General features: G+C 67.5%; 21 protein-coding genes and 1 riboswitch. Of the genes, 6 read left to right on the forward strand and 15 right to left on the reverse strand.

Going from position 1 to position 15804, the window contains the following annotated elements:
* The coding region (locus G6028_RS14265) for an ATP-binding cassette domain-containing protein (protein ID WP_182659278.1) at window positions 1–250 on the reverse strand (250 nt) is incomplete at its 3' end.
* Between the two features lie 5 nt (window positions 251–255).
* Window positions 256–945, reverse strand: a complete 690-nt coding sequence (locus G6028_RS14270; RefSeq protein ID WP_182659273.1) for a TetR/AcrR family transcriptional regulator — start codon at window positions 943–945, stop codon at window positions 256–258.
* Window positions 946–1085: 140 nt separating this feature from the next.
* Between G6028_RS14270 and G6028_RS14275 the strand changes: the two genes are divergently transcribed.
* Window positions 1086–1364, forward strand: coding sequence for a DUF1330 domain-containing protein (locus G6028_RS14275; RefSeq protein ID WP_241730779.1), 279 nt, complete (start codon window positions 1086–1088; stop codon window positions 1362–1364).
* A gap of 243 nt (window positions 1365–1607) precedes the next feature.
* Here G6028_RS14275 and G6028_RS14280 read toward each other — a convergent pair whose 3' ends face one another.
* Together G6028_RS14280 and G6028_RS14285 are read right to left on the reverse strand one after the other, a co-directional pair.
* On the reverse strand, window positions 1608–2633 hold the full coding sequence (locus tag G6028_RS14280) for a CNNM domain-containing protein (RefSeq protein WP_179524156.1): 1026 nt from the start codon (window positions 2631–2633) through the stop codon (window positions 1608–1610).
* Entirely contained in the window at window positions 2633–4042 is a 1410-nt protein-coding gene (locus G6028_RS14285) for a hemolysin family protein (protein ID WP_182615795.1), read from the reverse strand. The genes G6028_RS14280 and G6028_RS14285 overlap by 1 nt, the downstream gene beginning before the upstream one ends.
* A 424-nt stretch (window positions 4043–4466) precedes the next feature.
* On the opposite strand from G6028_RS14285, the gene G6028_RS14290 reads away from it, so the two are divergent.
* Window positions 4467–5507, forward strand: coding sequence for a TerC family protein (locus G6028_RS14290; protein WP_182659275.1), 1041 nt, complete (start codon window positions 4467–4469; stop codon window positions 5505–5507).
* Window positions 5508–5628: 121 nt separating this feature from the next.
* Complete coding sequence (locus tag G6028_RS14295; RefSeq protein WP_179524153.1) at window positions 5629–5910, forward strand: hypothetical protein; 282 nt, start codon at window positions 5629–5631, stop codon at window positions 5908–5910.
* A gap of 172 nt (window positions 5911–6082) precedes the next feature.
* Here the strand turns inward: G6028_RS14295 and G6028_RS14300 are convergent, their stop codons facing one another.
* Both G6028_RS14300 and G6028_RS14305 read right to left on the reverse strand, forming a co-directional pair.
* The gene (locus G6028_RS14300) at window positions 6083–6982 is read right to left on the reverse strand and encodes a DUF5996 family protein (protein ID WP_182659276.1); all 900 of its coding nucleotides are present in this window, start codon (window positions 6980–6982) and stop codon (window positions 6083–6085) included.
* Window positions 6983–7061: 79 nt separating this feature from the next.
* The gene (locus G6028_RS14305; RefSeq protein ID WP_187700400.1) at window positions 7062–7571 is read right to left on the reverse strand and encodes a CGNR zinc finger domain-containing protein; all 510 of its coding nucleotides are present in this window, start codon (window positions 7569–7571) and stop codon (window positions 7062–7064) included.
* Between the two features lie 46 nt (window positions 7572–7617).
* Here G6028_RS14305 and G6028_RS14310 point away from each other — a divergent pair, with 46 nt between their 5' ends.
* Window positions 7618–7827 (forward strand): hypothetical protein, encoded by a 210-nt coding sequence (locus G6028_RS14310; protein WP_179523156.1) that lies wholly within the window; start codon window positions 7618–7620, stop codon window positions 7825–7827.
* A gap of 13 nt (window positions 7828–7840) precedes the next feature.
* Here G6028_RS14310 and G6028_RS14315 read toward each other — a convergent pair whose 3' ends face one another.
* The 8 genes from G6028_RS14315 to G6028_RS14350 form a co-directional block, all read right to left on the reverse strand.
* A complete protein-coding gene (locus G6028_RS14315) occupies window positions 7841–8323 on the reverse strand; it encodes a BLUF domain-containing protein (protein ID WP_179524150.1) in 483 nt (160 codons plus the stop codon).
* Window positions 8307–8510, reverse strand: a complete 204-nt coding sequence (locus tag G6028_RS14320; RefSeq protein WP_187700401.1) for a hypothetical protein — start codon at window positions 8508–8510, stop codon at window positions 8307–8309. Before G6028_RS14320 ends, G6028_RS14315 begins: the two co-directional genes overlap by 17 nt.
* A gap of 346 nt (window positions 8511–8856) precedes the next feature.
* Window positions 8857–9657 (reverse strand): energy-coupling factor ABC transporter ATP-binding protein, encoded by an 801-nt coding sequence (locus G6028_RS14325; protein WP_179524148.1) that lies wholly within the window; start codon window positions 9655–9657, stop codon window positions 8857–8859.
* Complete coding sequence (gene cbiQ / locus G6028_RS14330) at window positions 9654–10382, reverse strand: cobalt ECF transporter T component CbiQ (protein WP_179524147.1); 729 nt, start codon at window positions 10380–10382, stop codon at window positions 9654–9656. The genes G6028_RS14325 and cbiQ overlap by 4 nt, the downstream gene beginning before the upstream one ends.
* A gap of 15 nt (window positions 10383–10397) precedes the next feature.
* Window positions 10398–10760, reverse strand: coding sequence for an energy-coupling factor ABC transporter substrate-binding protein (locus G6028_RS14335; protein ID WP_179524146.1), 363 nt, complete (start codon window positions 10758–10760; stop codon window positions 10398–10400).
* Window positions 10757–11497 carry an energy-coupling factor ABC transporter permease gene (locus tag G6028_RS14340; protein ID WP_179524145.1) on the reverse strand — a complete coding sequence of 247 codons (741 nt, stop codon included), beginning with the start codon at window positions 11495–11497 and terminating at the stop codon, window positions 10757–10759. The genes G6028_RS14335 and G6028_RS14340 overlap by 4 nt, the downstream gene beginning before the upstream one ends.
* Before the next feature lie 36 nt (window positions 11498–11533).
* A riboswitch (cobalamin riboswitch) is annotated at window positions 11534–11746 on the reverse strand.
* Window positions 11747–11766: 20 nt separating this feature from the next.
* Window positions 11767–12057: a P-II family nitrogen regulator gene (locus G6028_RS14345; RefSeq protein ID WP_179524144.1), complete on the reverse strand. Its 291-nt coding sequence runs from the start codon at window positions 12055–12057 to the stop codon at window positions 11767–11769.
* Window positions 12058–12071: 14 nt separating this feature from the next.
* Window positions 12072–13091, reverse strand: a complete 1020-nt coding sequence (locus tag G6028_RS14350; protein WP_179524143.1) for a sodium-dependent bicarbonate transport family permease — start codon at window positions 13089–13091, stop codon at window positions 12072–12074.
* 277 nt (window positions 13092–13368) lie between these two features.
* On the opposite strand from G6028_RS14350, the gene G6028_RS14355 reads away from it, so the two are divergent.
* Window positions 13369–13671 carry a helix-turn-helix transcriptional regulator gene (locus G6028_RS14355; RefSeq protein WP_042329960.1) on the forward strand — a complete coding sequence of 101 codons (303 nt, stop codon included), beginning with the start codon at window positions 13369–13371 and terminating at the stop codon, window positions 13669–13671.
* 402 nt (window positions 13672–14073) lie between these two features.
* The gene (locus tag G6028_RS14360) at window positions 14074–14535 is read left to right on the forward strand and encodes an SRPBCC family protein (RefSeq protein ID WP_182610827.1); all 462 of its coding nucleotides are present in this window, start codon (window positions 14074–14076) and stop codon (window positions 14533–14535) included.
* 331 nt (window positions 14536–14866) lie between these two features.
* Here G6028_RS14360 and G6028_RS14365 read toward each other — a convergent pair whose 3' ends face one another.
* Window positions 14867–15634, reverse strand: coding sequence for a cobalt-precorrin-4/precorrin-4 C(11)-methyltransferase (locus G6028_RS14365; RefSeq protein WP_182659277.1), 768 nt, complete (start codon window positions 15632–15634; stop codon window positions 14867–14869).
* Window positions 15635–15804 lie beyond the last annotated feature (170 nt).

The following is a 15804-nucleotide window of genomic DNA, read 5'->3' on the forward strand; positions in this document are numbered from 1 at the left end:
CAGATCCGCGCTTTCCGAAAGGCGTCCCAAACACGTCGGTCCAGGGGTCGCCGCCGAGCAGTCGGACGGTGCCGGCGTCGGCCCGGAGCAGGCCCAGCAGGACGCGCATGGTGGTGGACTTGCCGGCGCCGTTGGGGCCGAGGAAGCCATGCACCTCCCCCCGGGCCACCTCGAGGTCGAGACCGTCGAGGGCGCGCGTGGTGCCGAAGGTCTTGACCAGTCCTCTCGCCGAGATCACGAGGTCGTCCATGGTGGTCACTGCTCCTTCCGGGGGCCGTCAGGGGTGTCGAAGGCGTCCGCGAACCGGTCGAGTGTGCCGGGCTCGAACAGCCCCTGGGCGAACAGCTCCACGATCGGGAGCATGTACGGAGCGAGGTTCTCCGGCGGGGCATCGGTGTCGAGGAAGTCCACGCCGAGCAGTCGGTTCATGTGTTCGTGGAGCACCAGCGATCCCAGCGACCAGAGCGTCAGTACGATGACTCGTTCGCGCGAATGGGCGCTGGGCTTGATGAGACCGGCCTCGACGGCGGCCCCGGTGTAGGCCTCGGCGTCGGCGACCATCTCGTCGATGAGATGCGCGATGTGATCGCCTCCCTCAGAGAGGGTGCGGGCCAGGTAGCGCAGCAGCGGGCGACTGTCCTCGATCTGCCGCAGCGACTGGAGCGGGTCCAACTGTGCGCCCTGGCCCATCGAGGACTCCTTGCCCTGCCGCACCAGCCGCACCACGTGCTCGTCGCAGGCCTGGTGCAGTCGGTCCTTGCTCCCGAAATGGTGGAGGATCAGCGCCTGCGACACCCCCGCCTCGGCGGCGATGGCCTTGAGGCTCGTTCCCGTGACTCCGTCCGCGCCGAACCTGGAGATCGCGGCGTCCAGGATGCGGTCGGCCCCGCTGCGGTCGACTCCGCTTCGATCGCCCCTGCTTCCGGCCGGGTCGTCGTGGGGCATTAGGGCCGCCTCTCGTGGCTGACTGACTGTTCAGTCAGCATAGATTTGACTGAAGAGTCGGTCAATAGTCGCCACCCCATGTGTCGATCCAGATGCTGCGAGCGAGAGCCCCCGCACACGAATATGGTTGGCACGTGACCATGCGACTCTGCGTTCTCCTGTGGCCGTACCCCGGCAAGGAGGGCTCCCTGATCCGATACGAGGACCAGGTCCTCTCACTGGTAGCCGAGCACGGCGGAACCGTCTGTTCGCGCGATCAGGTCCTACGTGAGTCAGACACCGATCCGCTTGAAGTCCAGCGCATCAATTTCCCGGACGCCCAAGCTCTCGACGCGTTCATGACGGACCCTCGCCGTGTCCGGCTCGAGAATGAACGTGCGGACTCGATCGCACGGACTGACGTTCTGCGGCTTGAATAGCCCCGTGCACACAGCTGCGCCCGCCTAGGCGATCCATACGCCCATGCGACCCCGCAGGATCACGACTCCGACCCCGTTCTCACCCAGGTTCTCCTCGAGATTCAGGACCCACCCGATGGACCCGCTACACCCCTCGGCCGGATTCGTAGTCGCGGCGCTATCAGCCTCTCGATGTCCTCCCTAGATCGCGTGGGCCTTCTTCGGCTCACACGCTGATGGTCATTCTGACGACGGGGCAGGCCTCTACGCCCCGGTTCGTCCGGACTCCTGGGGAAGGAGATGCTTGAGGATGTCGGAGATGGTGATCACCCCGATGAACTGGCCCTGGTCCGTCACTGCGGCCAGCTGTTCGCTGCGCTCGCGCGCCTCTGCGAGCGCCTCGTACACCGGAGTGCGAGAGTCGAACACCATCACCGGGCGCGCAAAGGCACGTGCGTGCGCATCCGCGGGCTCCATCAACGTGTCACGCACATGGACCACCTCCGGAGTGGGCGAATTGCCGTCCTGGAGGAGCACCCGCGTATAGCCGGTGCGCGTCGCGGCCTGTTGGACCTGGGCCACCGTGGCTCCGGCCGGGACCGCGGTGGGTGCCGTCGAGGTGTCGACGAGCGCTCCGATATGCAACTGGTCCAAGCCGAGCGCACCCGACAACGGGGATCGGAACGAGTTGTCGAGGGAACCCGCCGTCGCCGAGTGTTCGACGAGCTGGCGGATCGTAGCCGCGTCCTGTCCACCCACGGCGGCACGCTCAACCGGCGTGACGCCACTGGCGGAGACAAGACGGTTGGCCACTGCGTTAACCCACCGCAGCAGCGGACGGAACACCCAGATGAACCCCCTCGAGGGCAGGCCCACGAACTTGGCGGCGAATTCCGGGTGCGCAATCGCCCACGACTTGGGCGCCATCTCCCCCACCACCAGATGCAGGAAGGTCACCAGGAGCAACGACAGCCCGAACGCCACGCCACCAGCGAGCTGGGCCGGTGCGCCCCACGAAGTGAAGACCGGGCCGAGCCACGAGTCCACGGCGGGCTTGGTGACCGCACCGAGTGCGAACGTGCAGACCGTGATGCCCAGCTGGGCACCGGCGAGCATGAGGGTCAGCTCGTTCATCCCGCGAAGCGCCGCGCGGGCCGAGGCACTGGTTGCCGCTTCCTTCTCGAGCCGGTGCTGTCGCGCGCCGAGGAGTGCGAACTCGATCACGACGAAGAACGCACTCAACACAATGAGCCCCGCAGTAATGGCCGTGACAACCATCGGGTTTCCCATCACCGAACCTCGCTCTTTCCAGACGCATCGTCATCGCCGGCGTCGAGGGGAACGGTGCCACCACGCTCCACGAGACGAATCCTCAGCTCACTGGGCACCAACCGCGCCACCTCGAGAACCTCGATGTCCAGCGCCACTTCTCGTGGATGGTCGGCGATCAGCTCGCGGGGATCGATTGGCAGATCGACACGCACCGTCTGCCCCACCTCGGGTAGTCGCCCGTGAGCGGCGATCACCAGACCTGCCACGGTCTCGTAGTCACCCTCGGACAGTGTGTGGCCGAGTGCCCGCTCGGCCTCGTCGATGTGGACGTCGCCATCCATCCGCCAGCACTCCTCACCCTCAAGGGAGATCACCGAATCCGCCTCGACGTCGTGCTCGTCGGTCAGTTCGCCGATCAGCTCCTCGGCGAGGTCCTCGATGGTGATCACGCCGGCGAAACCCCCGTACTCATCCACCACCGCAGCGAGCTGGGCCTCGGAGTCCGTCAGGCTGAACAGCGCATCCGGTAGGGACATCAACGAGGGGACCACCACCGCCGGGCGCATGAGCTCGGTGACCGGCGCGTCGGGCTCCAACGACCACGCGAGCACGTCCACCAACTGCACCACCCCGACCGGCTCCTGCTCAACGGTGACGACCGGATAGCGGGTGTGTCCGGTGGCCATCAGAACCCTCACCTCCCCGACCGTCGCATCGGGTGAGACGACACTGGTGTGAGACCTCGGAACCATCGCATGCTCGACCGTCCGGTCCGGAAAGTCCAGAATTCTGTCGATGAGAACAGAGAGATTCTCGGGCAGATCCCCACTTCCCCTGGCATCGGCGACGATGCGCTCGAGATCCTCCGCCGTGGCGGTGGTGTCCAGATCGTGAACAGGATTGACCCCGACTGCCCGGAGCAACAAGTTGGCAGACTTGTCGAAGACCACGATGAGCCAGCCGAACACCGTGAGGTACACAGTGGTCGAACGGGCCAGGCCACGCGCCAGGGGCTCCGGGCTGGCCAGCGCAAGGTTCTTGGGATACAACTCGCCGAAGATCATCTGCACCACCGTCGCGGCGATCAACGCCAGCACGGTACCCACCGTCACACCGACAGCCGCGGGGACGCCGACCCCACCCAACAGGGTCCCGAGCGATTGGCCGACCAGCGGTTCGGCCACGAACCCCACCAGCAGTCCGGTGACCGTGATCCCCAACTGGGCGCCCGAGAGCATGAACGAGGTCCGTTGGGTGACCTTCAGCGCACGCGCTGCCGAGACGTCCCCCGCATCCGCCCGCGCCTTGAGCCTGTTCCTGTCCACCGACATGTATGCGAACTCTTGGGCCACGAAGTAGCCGTTCGCCGCGATGATCGCGAGGATCGCGAGGATCCCCAGCAGCAGCATCAGGAGCGTCACGCCCATCAGAACGCTCGCTCACGTGATCGCGGTTCACGGTTCAGCGACCACGGGTTTCGCGGTGAAACTGGCCAGAGACAACTCGGACCCGGGTCGTCAGCCGACCCGGGCCTCTCGCAGGGGGTACCCATCAGGGGATTTCACTCGCTCCAAGTCTGAGATAGACGAACTCGTCGACGCCAAGTATTGCGCATGACCGTCTCGGCAACCACCCGGCGCACCCACCCCGCGGGAAGGCGGACCCGACCACGCCTCCCCCACCAGCGACTGACCCGGCGACACCTCGCCCGCCTGTGATTAACTGAACTGCACCAGAAGGGGAGTATCCCTCACGCGTTTCGTCGTCACTACGGTCCTCGGACCCGGCGGAGCGGGCCCGACAGGGCCGGGAGAGACCTTCGATCACCTACTGATCGAAAGGTCCCTGACTATGCACACCCCCCTCTGGCTCTGGCTTGCCGTCCTGGCGTTCATCATCGTGATGCTGGCGATCGACCTCGTCGCCCACCGCAAGGCTCACGTCATCGGCGTCCGAGAAGCCGCCACCTGGTCGGCCGTCTGGGTCACGCTCGGTGTGGGCTTCGGCGCGATCATCTGGGCCGTCTGGGGCGCCGAGTTCGGCCAGCAGTACTTCGCCGGCTACCTCATCGAGAAGTCCCTCGCGGTGGACAACGTCTTCGTGTGGGCAATCATCTTTGCCCACTTCGCCGTCCCGGCCCAGTTCCAGCACCGCGTGCTGTTCCTCGGGGTGCTGGGCGCTCTGATTTTCCGCGGGATCTTCATCGCCGGTGGCGCCGTGCTGATCGCCAACTTCTCGTGGGTGCTCTACATCTTCGCGGCGTTCCTGCTGTACACGGGTTTCCGGATGATCCGCCAGCGCGACGAGCACCTCAATCCCGACCAGTCGAAGGTGCTCCGGGCTTTCCGCCGGTTCGTGCCCATGACCGACACCTTCCACGGCCAGCGTCTGCTCGTGCGCAAGGGTGGGCTGATCATGGCCACTCCCCTGCTGGCCGTGTTGGTGCTCATCGAGACCACCGACATCGTCTTTGCCGTCGACTCCATCCCCGCCATCTTCGCCGTCACCGACGAGGTGTTCCTGGTCTTCACCGCCAACGCCTTTGCCATCCTGGGCCTGCGAGCGATGTACTTCCTGCTGGCCGACCTCATCCACCGCTTCGTCTACCTCAAGATCGGGCTGGCGCTGATCCTGATCTGGGTGGGCATCAAGATGATGCTCAAGATCGACGTGTTCTACATCCCCACCGCCATCTCCCTCGCGGTCATCACGGCAGTCCTCGCCGTCTCGGTGGTCGCCAGCCTGCGCGCCACCAGGGGCCAGGAACGTCAGGGGCTGCCCACGCCGGCCGACCCCCCCTTCAGGGTTGCCACCGCCGAGGAGGACGCCGCCCTCGACCCCCTCTGGCGGGCCCGGAGTGAAGCCTCCGCCGATGAATTCGAGAAGTCGTGACCGGCCGAGTTGTGCGGACTCGTGCTGCAGCTCGAGGCCAGCTGGCGATAGCATTCGAGACGGTCTCGGCGTGTCTGTTGCGAGAACCAGTCAGTCACCTCGAAAGTGCATGGGAGACCACATGCCCGAAGACCGTTCCACCGGAACTTCCTACCGCAACGGTGCCGGGACCACCTCGCTGGTCGCCGGCATCATTGCCGCGCTGGCCTCCCTGGTGCCCTTCATCGGCGGTGCGATCACCATCGCCGCCGCAGTGGTCGCCCTCGCCAGTGGATGGGTCGGTCTGAAACGAGTGGACCAAAGCGAGGCGTCGAACCACCGTGAGGCCGTCATAGGCATCGGTCTGGGACTGGCAGCACTGTTCGTGGCGTTCCTCGTCTTTGCCGCGACCAACAGCGCATAAGGGTCCACCTGACCAGGTCGATCACGCGCTATCCGGGAGATCCGCGTGGGGAAGTGCCACACGGGGAACGCCCTCCGGGGTGCGGTCTCGCGCCGATCGGCAGAGGTGCGTCGGAGACACGGCCGCACGTGCGGTGCACTCCCCCATCCCGCCTAGTCGTTGCCGGACCGGGCTAGACCCGGACCCGGCTCCAGCCCGCCGTCTCCTCCGCCGCGCGATGGGTTTGTTCGAGGAACCTCAGCACCACGGCGTCGGGATCCGCCGCCTGTCGCACGAGGTGGTACGGCAGCACGTACTCACCCAGCTCGGCGCTCCAGTACGCGGGGGCCTCGACCGCCGGATGGGTGTCGTACCCCTCGGGGTGGGGATAGGCGTACGCGTAGAAGATGCCCTCCTCCGCACCACCCGGCCAGTACCCCGCGCTCGACACCTCGTCGCTGTAGGCCTCGTGCATGACCCGGTCCGGGCAGTTCGGGACGCCACCGGGATGCTCGGGGGCGGAGCGTCCGGAGAACCGGGTGACGGCCAGATCGAACGCACCCCAGAAAAAGTGGACGGGCGAGGACTTCCCACGGAACCCACTGCGGAACGTCGACAGGACGCCGTGCGCGCTGACCAGCGACCTCCGGAAACGGGCCACGGCGTCAGCGTCGTACGACGCGTGCGTGGTGTCCTCGGCGAACGGGATCACCTCCGGCAGCTCGACCGGGGTCCCGACGATCGGCACGTCGAACCCGAGATCACCCAGGTGGCCGGTGTACTCGGCGTAGAAGTCGGCGACGGTCCGCGGCTCGAGCGCCATCCGGCGGGTGCTGCCGTCAGTGACGAGGAACAGCAGGTCGTGGCTGACGAAGTCGAAGCAGATCTCCAGACCGCGGTGTCCGGCGACCATCAGGGACGTGGTGAGCCCCCGCGCGTCCACGTACAGCGGGACGCCCCACCAGTGGTTGATCTCCGGCCCGAGGGCCATCCGCGTCTTGCCGACGATCTGGGTCCACAGGTGAAGTGTGTCCCTGGTGTCGATCCACGATTCCAGGGGCAGGGCCGGCCAGGGCTCGTCTCGGGTCTCCATCGACACATGATCCCCGATCTCGGGACCGGACGGCACCCCTCTGCATCATCCGAAACCCTGCGTCACCCGAAACCCTGCGTCACCCGGGTCGACGGCCGGGGGCCCGGTGCCGTTGGACGGCGTCGTGGTTGCCGCACCGGGCACTGCAGTAGCGCCGCTTACCGTTCCGGCTGGTGTCGACGAACACCTCGGGACACCCCGATCGGAGACAGGCCCCCAGACGGCCGCCCTCCGACTCGACCGCGAAGATCGCCAGACCGCCTGCGGTGATGGCCCGGACGCGCTCCACCACGTCGTCACCGTCGGCCGCGAAGTGCAGGTGGGGCTTGTGCCCGTCGTGCGTGCTCAGGGACGGCCTCGACGCGGCCGAGTCCAGCAGCTCGTTGATCGCGTCGCACGTGGAGTCCACGTCCGGCGCCGAGAAGGGTGCCCTCAACCACAATGCCCACTCCTGTAGGCGGGTCGACCTCGCGTCGTCGAGATCGGGCCTGCGGACGCCGTGGGCGCGAAGCACGCCGACGGCCATATCGGTGTCCCACTCCCGGGCGCCGAGTGAGGCAAGTTCCGCCGCGAGAGTCGGGCCGACCATATTGCCATGGTTGAACTGCACTGACCCATTGCACCACAGTCAGCGCATGACCACAGCAGCCTGTTCGCCCACCGACGTCGATCACGACCGCGACCACGACGCCCCCGTTCCGCAGCCTGCGGATCCGGACGCGCACCAGCACGAATGGCTGACCCGCTCCTCCCACCGCACCAGCGAGGGCACTGTGACTTACGAGTCCTGCCACTGCGGCGCGCATCGCGTCCTGCGCGCCGGCGTGCCCGTCGCCCGGGTGTAGGGAGAGGCGACGCTCAGGGCGAGGTCGAGATCGAGCGCTCCTTGACCTTGAACCAGATCGAGAAGTCCTCGGCGGCCCGACGTACGACGTCGTAGTTCGAGCCGCCGGTGAGATCGTTGAAACTGTCCCGCACGCCGTCGACTCCGGTCGACCGGGTCTCCTTGGGGATGCCGAAGCCCATCTTCCAGTCGGCGAAGCTGCGCTCGGCTGCAGGTTCCGTCAACAGGACCCGGACACGACTGTGCCTGTCATCGGCAGCGATGCGCGTCATCAACTCGTCGATCGCGGCCGGAGGGCCTTCGAGGAACTGAATGAAGCAGTTGTTCCTGAAGAGGAGGACACCGGTGATCCCGGCGGCACGATTGCGCTCCCGGGAGGTGAACAGAATGGACTCCAGATCACCCGGCAGCATCTTCCGCACCGGCACGCTCGTGTACACCAAATACTTCAGTTGTCCGCTCCCGGGCGACGTGGGGAACTCAGCGTCCAGCGACATTCAACTCTCCCTCGCTCGCATCGGAAAAGTACAGATCATTCAGGCTGGAGATCGCCTCGTCCAGGGATCCGGACTCGCCCTGCGGTCTCGACATCCTGTCGTAGCAGGTGAAACTGCCGTCAGAATTCTGATCGATGTACCCCACGAAGTTCCCGCGGAAACTACCGACGAAGAAGCTGTCTTCCACCTGGGACCATCGTATTTCTTCGTATCCTTCGATTGCCGAAGTCACTCCCACCCCTTTTCTTCCTTGACAAGGTGTTTCACCCACTGCCGTACACGTCGAGAAGAACGTGGCCCGAGCCACGTCACCGGGAGACGCTGCCGCCGCGCGCGGCCGAAACAGGGATGGGCACGCATCGACGTGTCACCCGATCCCACAGTGCTCTTCTTGCCTAAGAACTCACATCCTGCCGAAGCTATCCGTCATAGCGGCACACCGGGCCATCATGATGCGCGTCGGAAGACTGCGCCACCGATGGCATCGGTCGCGTCCGGAACACGGGCGAGTGCGATCCCGATGACGAGCGTGGTCAGACCTCTCCCGGCCGCGATACCGTCCGGCCCAGTCGGCGTGACACCGCGGCGCCCCACGGGGTGGTGAGCCGGGCCGCGGTGAGGAGGCCCTCGTCCTGCAGCACTCGGTGGACCGGGCCGCGGGTGAGCGCTCCGCCGGAGAGCACCACCGCGTCGTCCGCCCAGGCCCAGGCGAGGTCGACATCGTGCGTGGCCATGAGGATCGCGGCCCCCGCGGCGCGAAGCGACTCCAGCGCCGCGAGCAGGTCCTCACAGGAGAGCGGGTCGAGCCCGGCCGTCGGTTCGTCGAGAAGCAGGACGCGAGGCCGCATCGCCAGCGCACCCGCCAGGGCCACCCTCTTGCGCTGCCCGAAGGACAAGTGGTGGGGGACGCGGTCGGCGAGGTCGGTGATCGCCAGCGCCGCCAGGGCCTCGTCGACCCGGTGGGCCACCTCGGCGCGATCCAATCCGAGGTTCACGGGGCCGAAGGAGACGTCGGCCCGCACGGTCGTGGCGAAGATCTGGTCGTCGGGTTCCTGGAGCACCATCTGCACCGACTGCCGCAGGCGGGTGCGGTCGGCGCGGCGGTCCCGGACCCGCTCCCCGTCCAGCTCCAACTCCCCGGCCTCGAGGCGGTTCAGGCCCACGAGCAGCCGCATCAGGGTGGTCTTGCCGCTGCCGTTTCCACCGAGAAGCGCCATCTTCGCCCCGGCGGGGATCGTCAGGTCGGCGCCGTCGAGCACGGTGTGGGTGTGACCGCCGAGGGCATCGAGACGCCGGTAGGAGAACCGGGCACCGCGCAGCGCGAGGACGGTCACGTCATGACCCCCAGTATCGAGACGGACACGAGAACCAGACAGATGACGAGCACGCGGGTGGCCGAGACCGGGTCCGCCTCGGCGAGCACTGCGGTCTGGCCGCGCTCGGCGCGCATGGACATGGCGTCGTCGATCGCCCGTGCCCGCCTGACGGACAGGACGAATACCGAGGCGAACTGCGTCCCGACCGAGCTGATCGCGGCCCGGGCGGTGCGGTGTCCGAGCCTGAGGTCGTGGGAATGCCGCAGCGTGCGCGCGGAGTCGATGAGCAGGCCGATGAGCCGGTAGGTGGTGTCCACGACGTGAGCCAGCGGGGCGGGCAGTCCGGCCCGCCGGCCGGCGGCCAGGAGGTCGGCGACGGGCGTGGTGCACGCCAAGGTGATGGTGGCGGCCGTCGCGGCGATCGCCCTGCTCACCGTCCGCCAGGCGGTGTCGACCCCGGCCGGATCCACCACGAGGCGCCAGTCCACCAGGTCCAGCACGAGGGGACCGATTCCCAGGGCCAGGAACGCGACGGGGGCGAGCAACGCCGCGAGGTAGATCCTGGCGGGGACGCGGGCCAGCGCCAGGGCGCACACACAACAGACAGTCAGGATCGCCACGTGGCCCACCGGTGGCGGCACGAGCAGTGCCGCCACCAGCAGACCGCCGAAGAGCAGCAGCTTCTCGACTACCGGGAGGTCCGACCAACGGTTGTGGGACGCCGCGAGTTCGAGTGGGTTCACCTAGGGCTCGGCCGGTCAGTGCCCGGCCGGACCCGTGGCCGCCGCCGACGGGGTCGCCGCACCCGTCACGCTCTCCCGACGCTGCCTACTACGTGTCCGCAGGACGCCGAGTCCGTAACCCACGATCCCGCCGCCGATCCCGGCCTGGAGGGCGAACACCCCCGATTCGACCTCCCCCGGCAACTCGGGCAGAAGCGGCTCGAACCATGGCTCGTAGTCGGGAGAGACCTGGCTGATCGTCCCCTCCGCCTGCCCGTCCGCACCCTCGAACTCGCCGCCCGCACCAGCGCCATAGACCAGGGAGAACACCGCGATCGCGAACGCCACGGCGACCAGCCCCACGAGCACCCACACGCTGACGTGCTTCTTCCCGCTCATCGCACCGACTCCGTGGCCTCGACCTGATCGGTACGGTCCTCGAGATGCGCGAAGGTGCCCGCGCCGGCGAGTCGCGCCCTCCGGAAGAAGCCCACCAGGTCGAGCTCACGGGAGGCGATTCGCAGGAGCACGCTGACGATCACCACGACGATCAGAGCCTCGACGACCGCCAGCGGGATCTGGGTGATAGCGAACACGGCGAGGAACTCGGCCATCGAGAACCACAGGCCGTGCTCGGCGCTCGGGAACGCCAGCGCGAGCTGGGCGCTGGTGACGAGATACGTCACCAGGTCGGCGAGGAACGCGGCGACGAAGACCGCGCCGAGCAGCGGCACCGCGACCCGTCGACACAGGACGAACGCCCCGTAGGCGACCCACGGCCCGGCGACCCCCATGGAGAACACGTTCGCGCCGAGCGTGGTGATGCCCCCGTGCGCGAGCAGCAACGCCTGGAAGATCAGCACCACGGTGGCGACGAAGGCCATGACGGGTGGCCGGAAGATGATCGTCCCCAGCCCGGTCCCGGTGGGGTGCGAGCTGGAGCCCGTCACCGACGGGAGCTTGACGGCCGACATGACGAACGTGAACGCCCCGGCCACGCCGAGCAACACGCCCGCCTCCGGTGTCCGACGGACCGTCCTGATCACCTCGCGCGCGCCGTGGATGACGAACGGTGCCGCGACGGCCGTCCATGCCACGGCGTGCACCGAGGGGAGGAAACCCTCTGCGATATGCATATGCCTGAGACCTTTCTGCCCGTCACCTCGCGGGCACTCGTGGTGGCAGCCACGGCCGGTCTCCTGGCTCACGGGTTCCCCCGGCCCACCCCCGGAAGGGATGGACCGGATCGCCGCCGGTCCGCCTTCCCACCCACACAACGCGTGCGAGCAGTGGCACAGAGGACTGGCGACATCATCCGTTCACAGTGGCGAGGGCCGCCCCGGTCTCACACCGGGTTCCCGAGCACCGCAGCTGAGCAGATCCTAGCCCCCTCCCGGGGGCCGACTCAGTACCGCACCGATTGGGCGTCCGAGACCAGGCACATGCCCCCGACGGACTGCAGGAGGGGCCGCAGCGACCGGAGGACCTCGTCGATCCGGTCGGGGTCGACCGCCACGAGCACGAAGGTGTTGTCGAAGGTGGAGAAAGGGTCCCCACCGCGCTCACCGTGCTGTCCCCGCCCGTAGATTCCCGGGATCACGGTGCGATGGGTCAGGCCCAGCGAATCCAACGCGCCGAGGAACCTCCCGGCGACCCCGGACTCCACTACCAGTTCGATCCTTTTGACGTCTTTCATGGGATCTCCTCGCCTCAGGCGCCCAGGTACTGGGCGACGGTGTAGTAGAGCGGAATGCCGAGGACGATGTTGAACGGGAATGTCACGGCAAGGGCCATTGTGAAGTACCGGGACGGCCGCGCTTCGGGGATCGCGTAGCGCACGACGGCCGGCACCACGATGTAGGACCCGCTCGCCGCGAGCACGGCGAGCATGGTCAGGTCGCCGACCGGCAACCCGGCCAGACTGCCCAGGGCCAGCGCCATCGATGCTCCGACCAGGGGCATCACGATGCCGAACCCGATCAGGAACGGGCCCACGTCCCGGACCTCGCGGAGCTGACGGGCGACGAGCAAGCCCATCTCGAGCAGGAAGAAGGCCAGCAGCCCCTTGAACATGTCGTCGACGAACGGGGACATGGCCTCGCCGGCGTCGGCCCCCACCACGGTGCCGATCACGAGCGACCCGATCAGCAGCAGGTGCGCACCGTCGGTGAACGCCTCGTGCAGGATCGCCCGCAACGACAGGGGTGCGCCCGACACGGGAGAGGAAGCGCCGGCCCCCGCGTCACCCGCCATCTGGGCGGAACGCTGACGGGACCGTGCCCAGGTGGCCAGAAGCACCGCCATGATGATCGCGGGCGATTCCATCAGAACCAGGGCGACCGTCATGTACCCGCCGGGTTCCTCCCCACGGGCGGTCACGAACTGCGTCGCGGCGATGAAGGTCACCGCGCTGACCGACCCGTAGGTCGCGGCGATGGCGGCCGCATCGAACTCGTTCACCCTGCGCCGCAGGACCAGGAAGCCCAGCGCAGGGATCACCAGGGCCAGGAGGAGGGCGATGCCGATCACCGCCGCGGCGCGGCCGGTCAGACCGGTCTCTCGCAGAGCCTGGCCACCCTTGAACCCGATCGCCATGAGCAGGTAGAGCGACAGGAACTTGGTGACGGGGGCCGGGATCTCCAGGTTGGAGCGCACAGCGGCGACGAACAGCCCCAGGAAGAAGAACAGGATCGGCGGGTCCGTGAGGCTGCCGAGAATGCTGAGGTCCATCGAGTCTCCCCTGATCTGTCCGGAGTCCGTGCGCCGCCGAGCGGGACGAGCTGATCTCCGTCGTGGCGCGCTAGCCGCCTGTTCCGAGCGAGTAACGGGAACGACAATACATGACTTTCACGACATGTTTTGCAACAGCCTAAATCGGTGTCGCGTGTTGTGGCGCGGCGCGCGGACCGGGCCCGCGGTGGGACGGGCTCCGTGCACGCCCACATGCGTACCGTGATTCACGTAAGGCAAAATGGCACTCGGAAGTCGTCGGTGATGGGGTGGCGTAGTGGCAGAGTGGACGTTTCTCACCAATCACGCGCACGTCCTGTTGTGCATCGCGCAGGACTCCGAGACGCGACTGCGCGACATCGCCGATGCGGTCGGGATCACCGAGCGCGCCACCCAGCGGATCGTGGCCGAACTGGAAGAGGCCGGGTACCTGCAGCGCATCCGCGACGGGCGCCGTAACCGCTACAGCCTGAACCGAGACCTGCCGCTGCGCCATCCACTCGAACGGGACCACATGGTCGGGGAGATACTCAGCGTGCTGGGGGCCCCGCGAAAGGGTGCTGGCGACGGCAACGAGTGACCCGTCGGCACTGATCGTGGCGCCCCGACAGCGTGGTCGACCACTACTAGAGGCCCCCAGGGGACGATCTGTTCGGCTTCTCTCTGCAGTTGATCGAGTTCGGAGATGTCATAGGGGCTGAGCACATCCACCGTCACCACGTCCGGACGAACGGTCGCTTTCTGCACCACCGCGGATTCGGTGTTGCTCAGCCAGCGTCCCGGACCTGCGCGGCCCACACCCTCGTAAGCGAGCTCGTCGACATGGGGACCAACACCACGACGAAGAGCAACGTCACTACGGGGTACGCCCTACGCGACGTACTGTGTTGCGAAGCGGTCCGACCTTGCACTGGTCGCAATTCCGGTCACGCCAGAGTGTTCACCACACCCAGCGCGGCTCAACCCGCCAAGGAGGCATGGCATGAGCACTACCCGCGAGCTTCGCGCCGAGGTCGAGGTCGACGCCCCCGTCGAGCGCGTGTGGGAGGTCGTCACGGATACCTCCGTGCTCGTTCGGTCGTCGCCCGAACTCGTCGCGATGACACCGCTGCTGCCGGGAGGCTTCCGGAAGGGCCAGCAGTACATCGGCTGGAACCGCCGCAAACTGGTCGTCTGGCCAACCCGAAACGTTGTGATCGAGTTCGAGCCACACAAGCGTGTCGCCTGGGACACGAAGACCAGCGGCGCCCGCTGGGCCTTCGAGCTCCAGCCGACGCAGACCGGTACCAAGCTGGCCCAGCGTCGGTCCGTGCCGGGCAAGCTCAATCCGATCGGCCGGTTCTTCGCCGCGACGCTCCTCGGCGGGGGCCCGAACCACGCTGACGAGCTCGAGACTGCCCTTGGCACCACGCTGGAGAGCATCAAAGCTATCGCCGAGGCCTGACCAACCGACTCGTCCCCACGGGTGGACTTCGCCAGGGATAACTCTCTTGCGACTGGGCAGTAGCAAGAGGAGCAATGCGCGGGAACGGCTACTTCGACGACAGCCCGCCGGCAGAGTTCGGAGAGACGTCTTCCGCTACCTCACGGACCGACCACACCCTGATCTGAAGTGGACAGCCGGTATGGTGAGTCCGGGTCTACCCGCCCAGTAATCGACCGGATGAGCGTCCCGCAGGGAGACTCGAGTGTAGATGCCGCCCTCGGAAACCACGAGCACAGCCTGGCACCTCGGCCTCCGTGACTGTGGTCGAACTTTCAACTCTGAGTTCCACCTACCCCGCCCCGCCCCGCCGCTTCGCCGCCCTCTCCGGATCCGAGGCGTACAACCACGATTCGGCCTCCCCCGGCCGGACCAGCGCCCGGCCCACCAGGATCACCGCCGCCTGCCGCAGACCGGCGGACTCGACCGCGTCCGCGATGTCGGCAAGTGTGCCCCGCAGCTCGACGCGGTGCGGGCGGCTCGCATTGGCCACCACCGCCACCGGGCAGTCCGCGCCGTGCGTGGGAACCAGCCGTTCGGCGAGCTCGCGGATCCGGGTGATCGCCAGGTGCAGCACCAGCGTCGCGCCGGTGGCGGCGAAGTTCTCCAGCGATTCGGAGGACGGCATCACCGTCGATCGGGCCTGGACGCGGGTCAACACGACGGACTGCACCACCTCGGGCACGGTCAGCTCCACCCCCAGCTCGGCGGCGGCGGCAGCGTAGGCCGGGACGCCGGGCACCACGTCCCAGGGCACGCCCGCTGCATCGAGCCGGCGGGTCTGCTCGGCGAGCGCGGAGTACAGCGACGGGTCACCCGAGCAGAGCCGCACCACCTCGAGCCCCTCGGCGTGGGCGGCGACGATCTCCGCGATGATCCCGTCCAGGTCCAGGTGCTGGGTGTCCACCACCCGCGCATCGGGCCGGCAGTGGTCGAGCACGCCGTCGTCCAGATAGGTGCCCGCGTACAGGCAGACGTCCGCCGCGGCCAGGGCCGCAGCCGCGCGCAGCGTGAGCAGGTCGGCGGCGCCGGGGCCGGCCCCGACGAAGTGAACTGTCACGAGGTCTCCCCTGTCTCCCCGGAGTCCGCCGCAGCGGCGGAATCTGCCATAACAGCGAAGGGCTTAATCGCGCACCACTGCACCACGGCCCGCGCCGGGGCCCAGCCGGTGAACGAGCCGATCGAGTCGGCGTGTTCCACGTGGAACCGTACGAGCTCACCGCCGAACTC

This window comes from Dietzia cercidiphylli (assembly GCF_014145145.1).
Taxonomy (GTDB): domain Bacteria; phylum Actinomycetota; class Actinomycetes; order Mycobacteriales; family Mycobacteriaceae; genus Dietzia; species Dietzia natronolimnaea.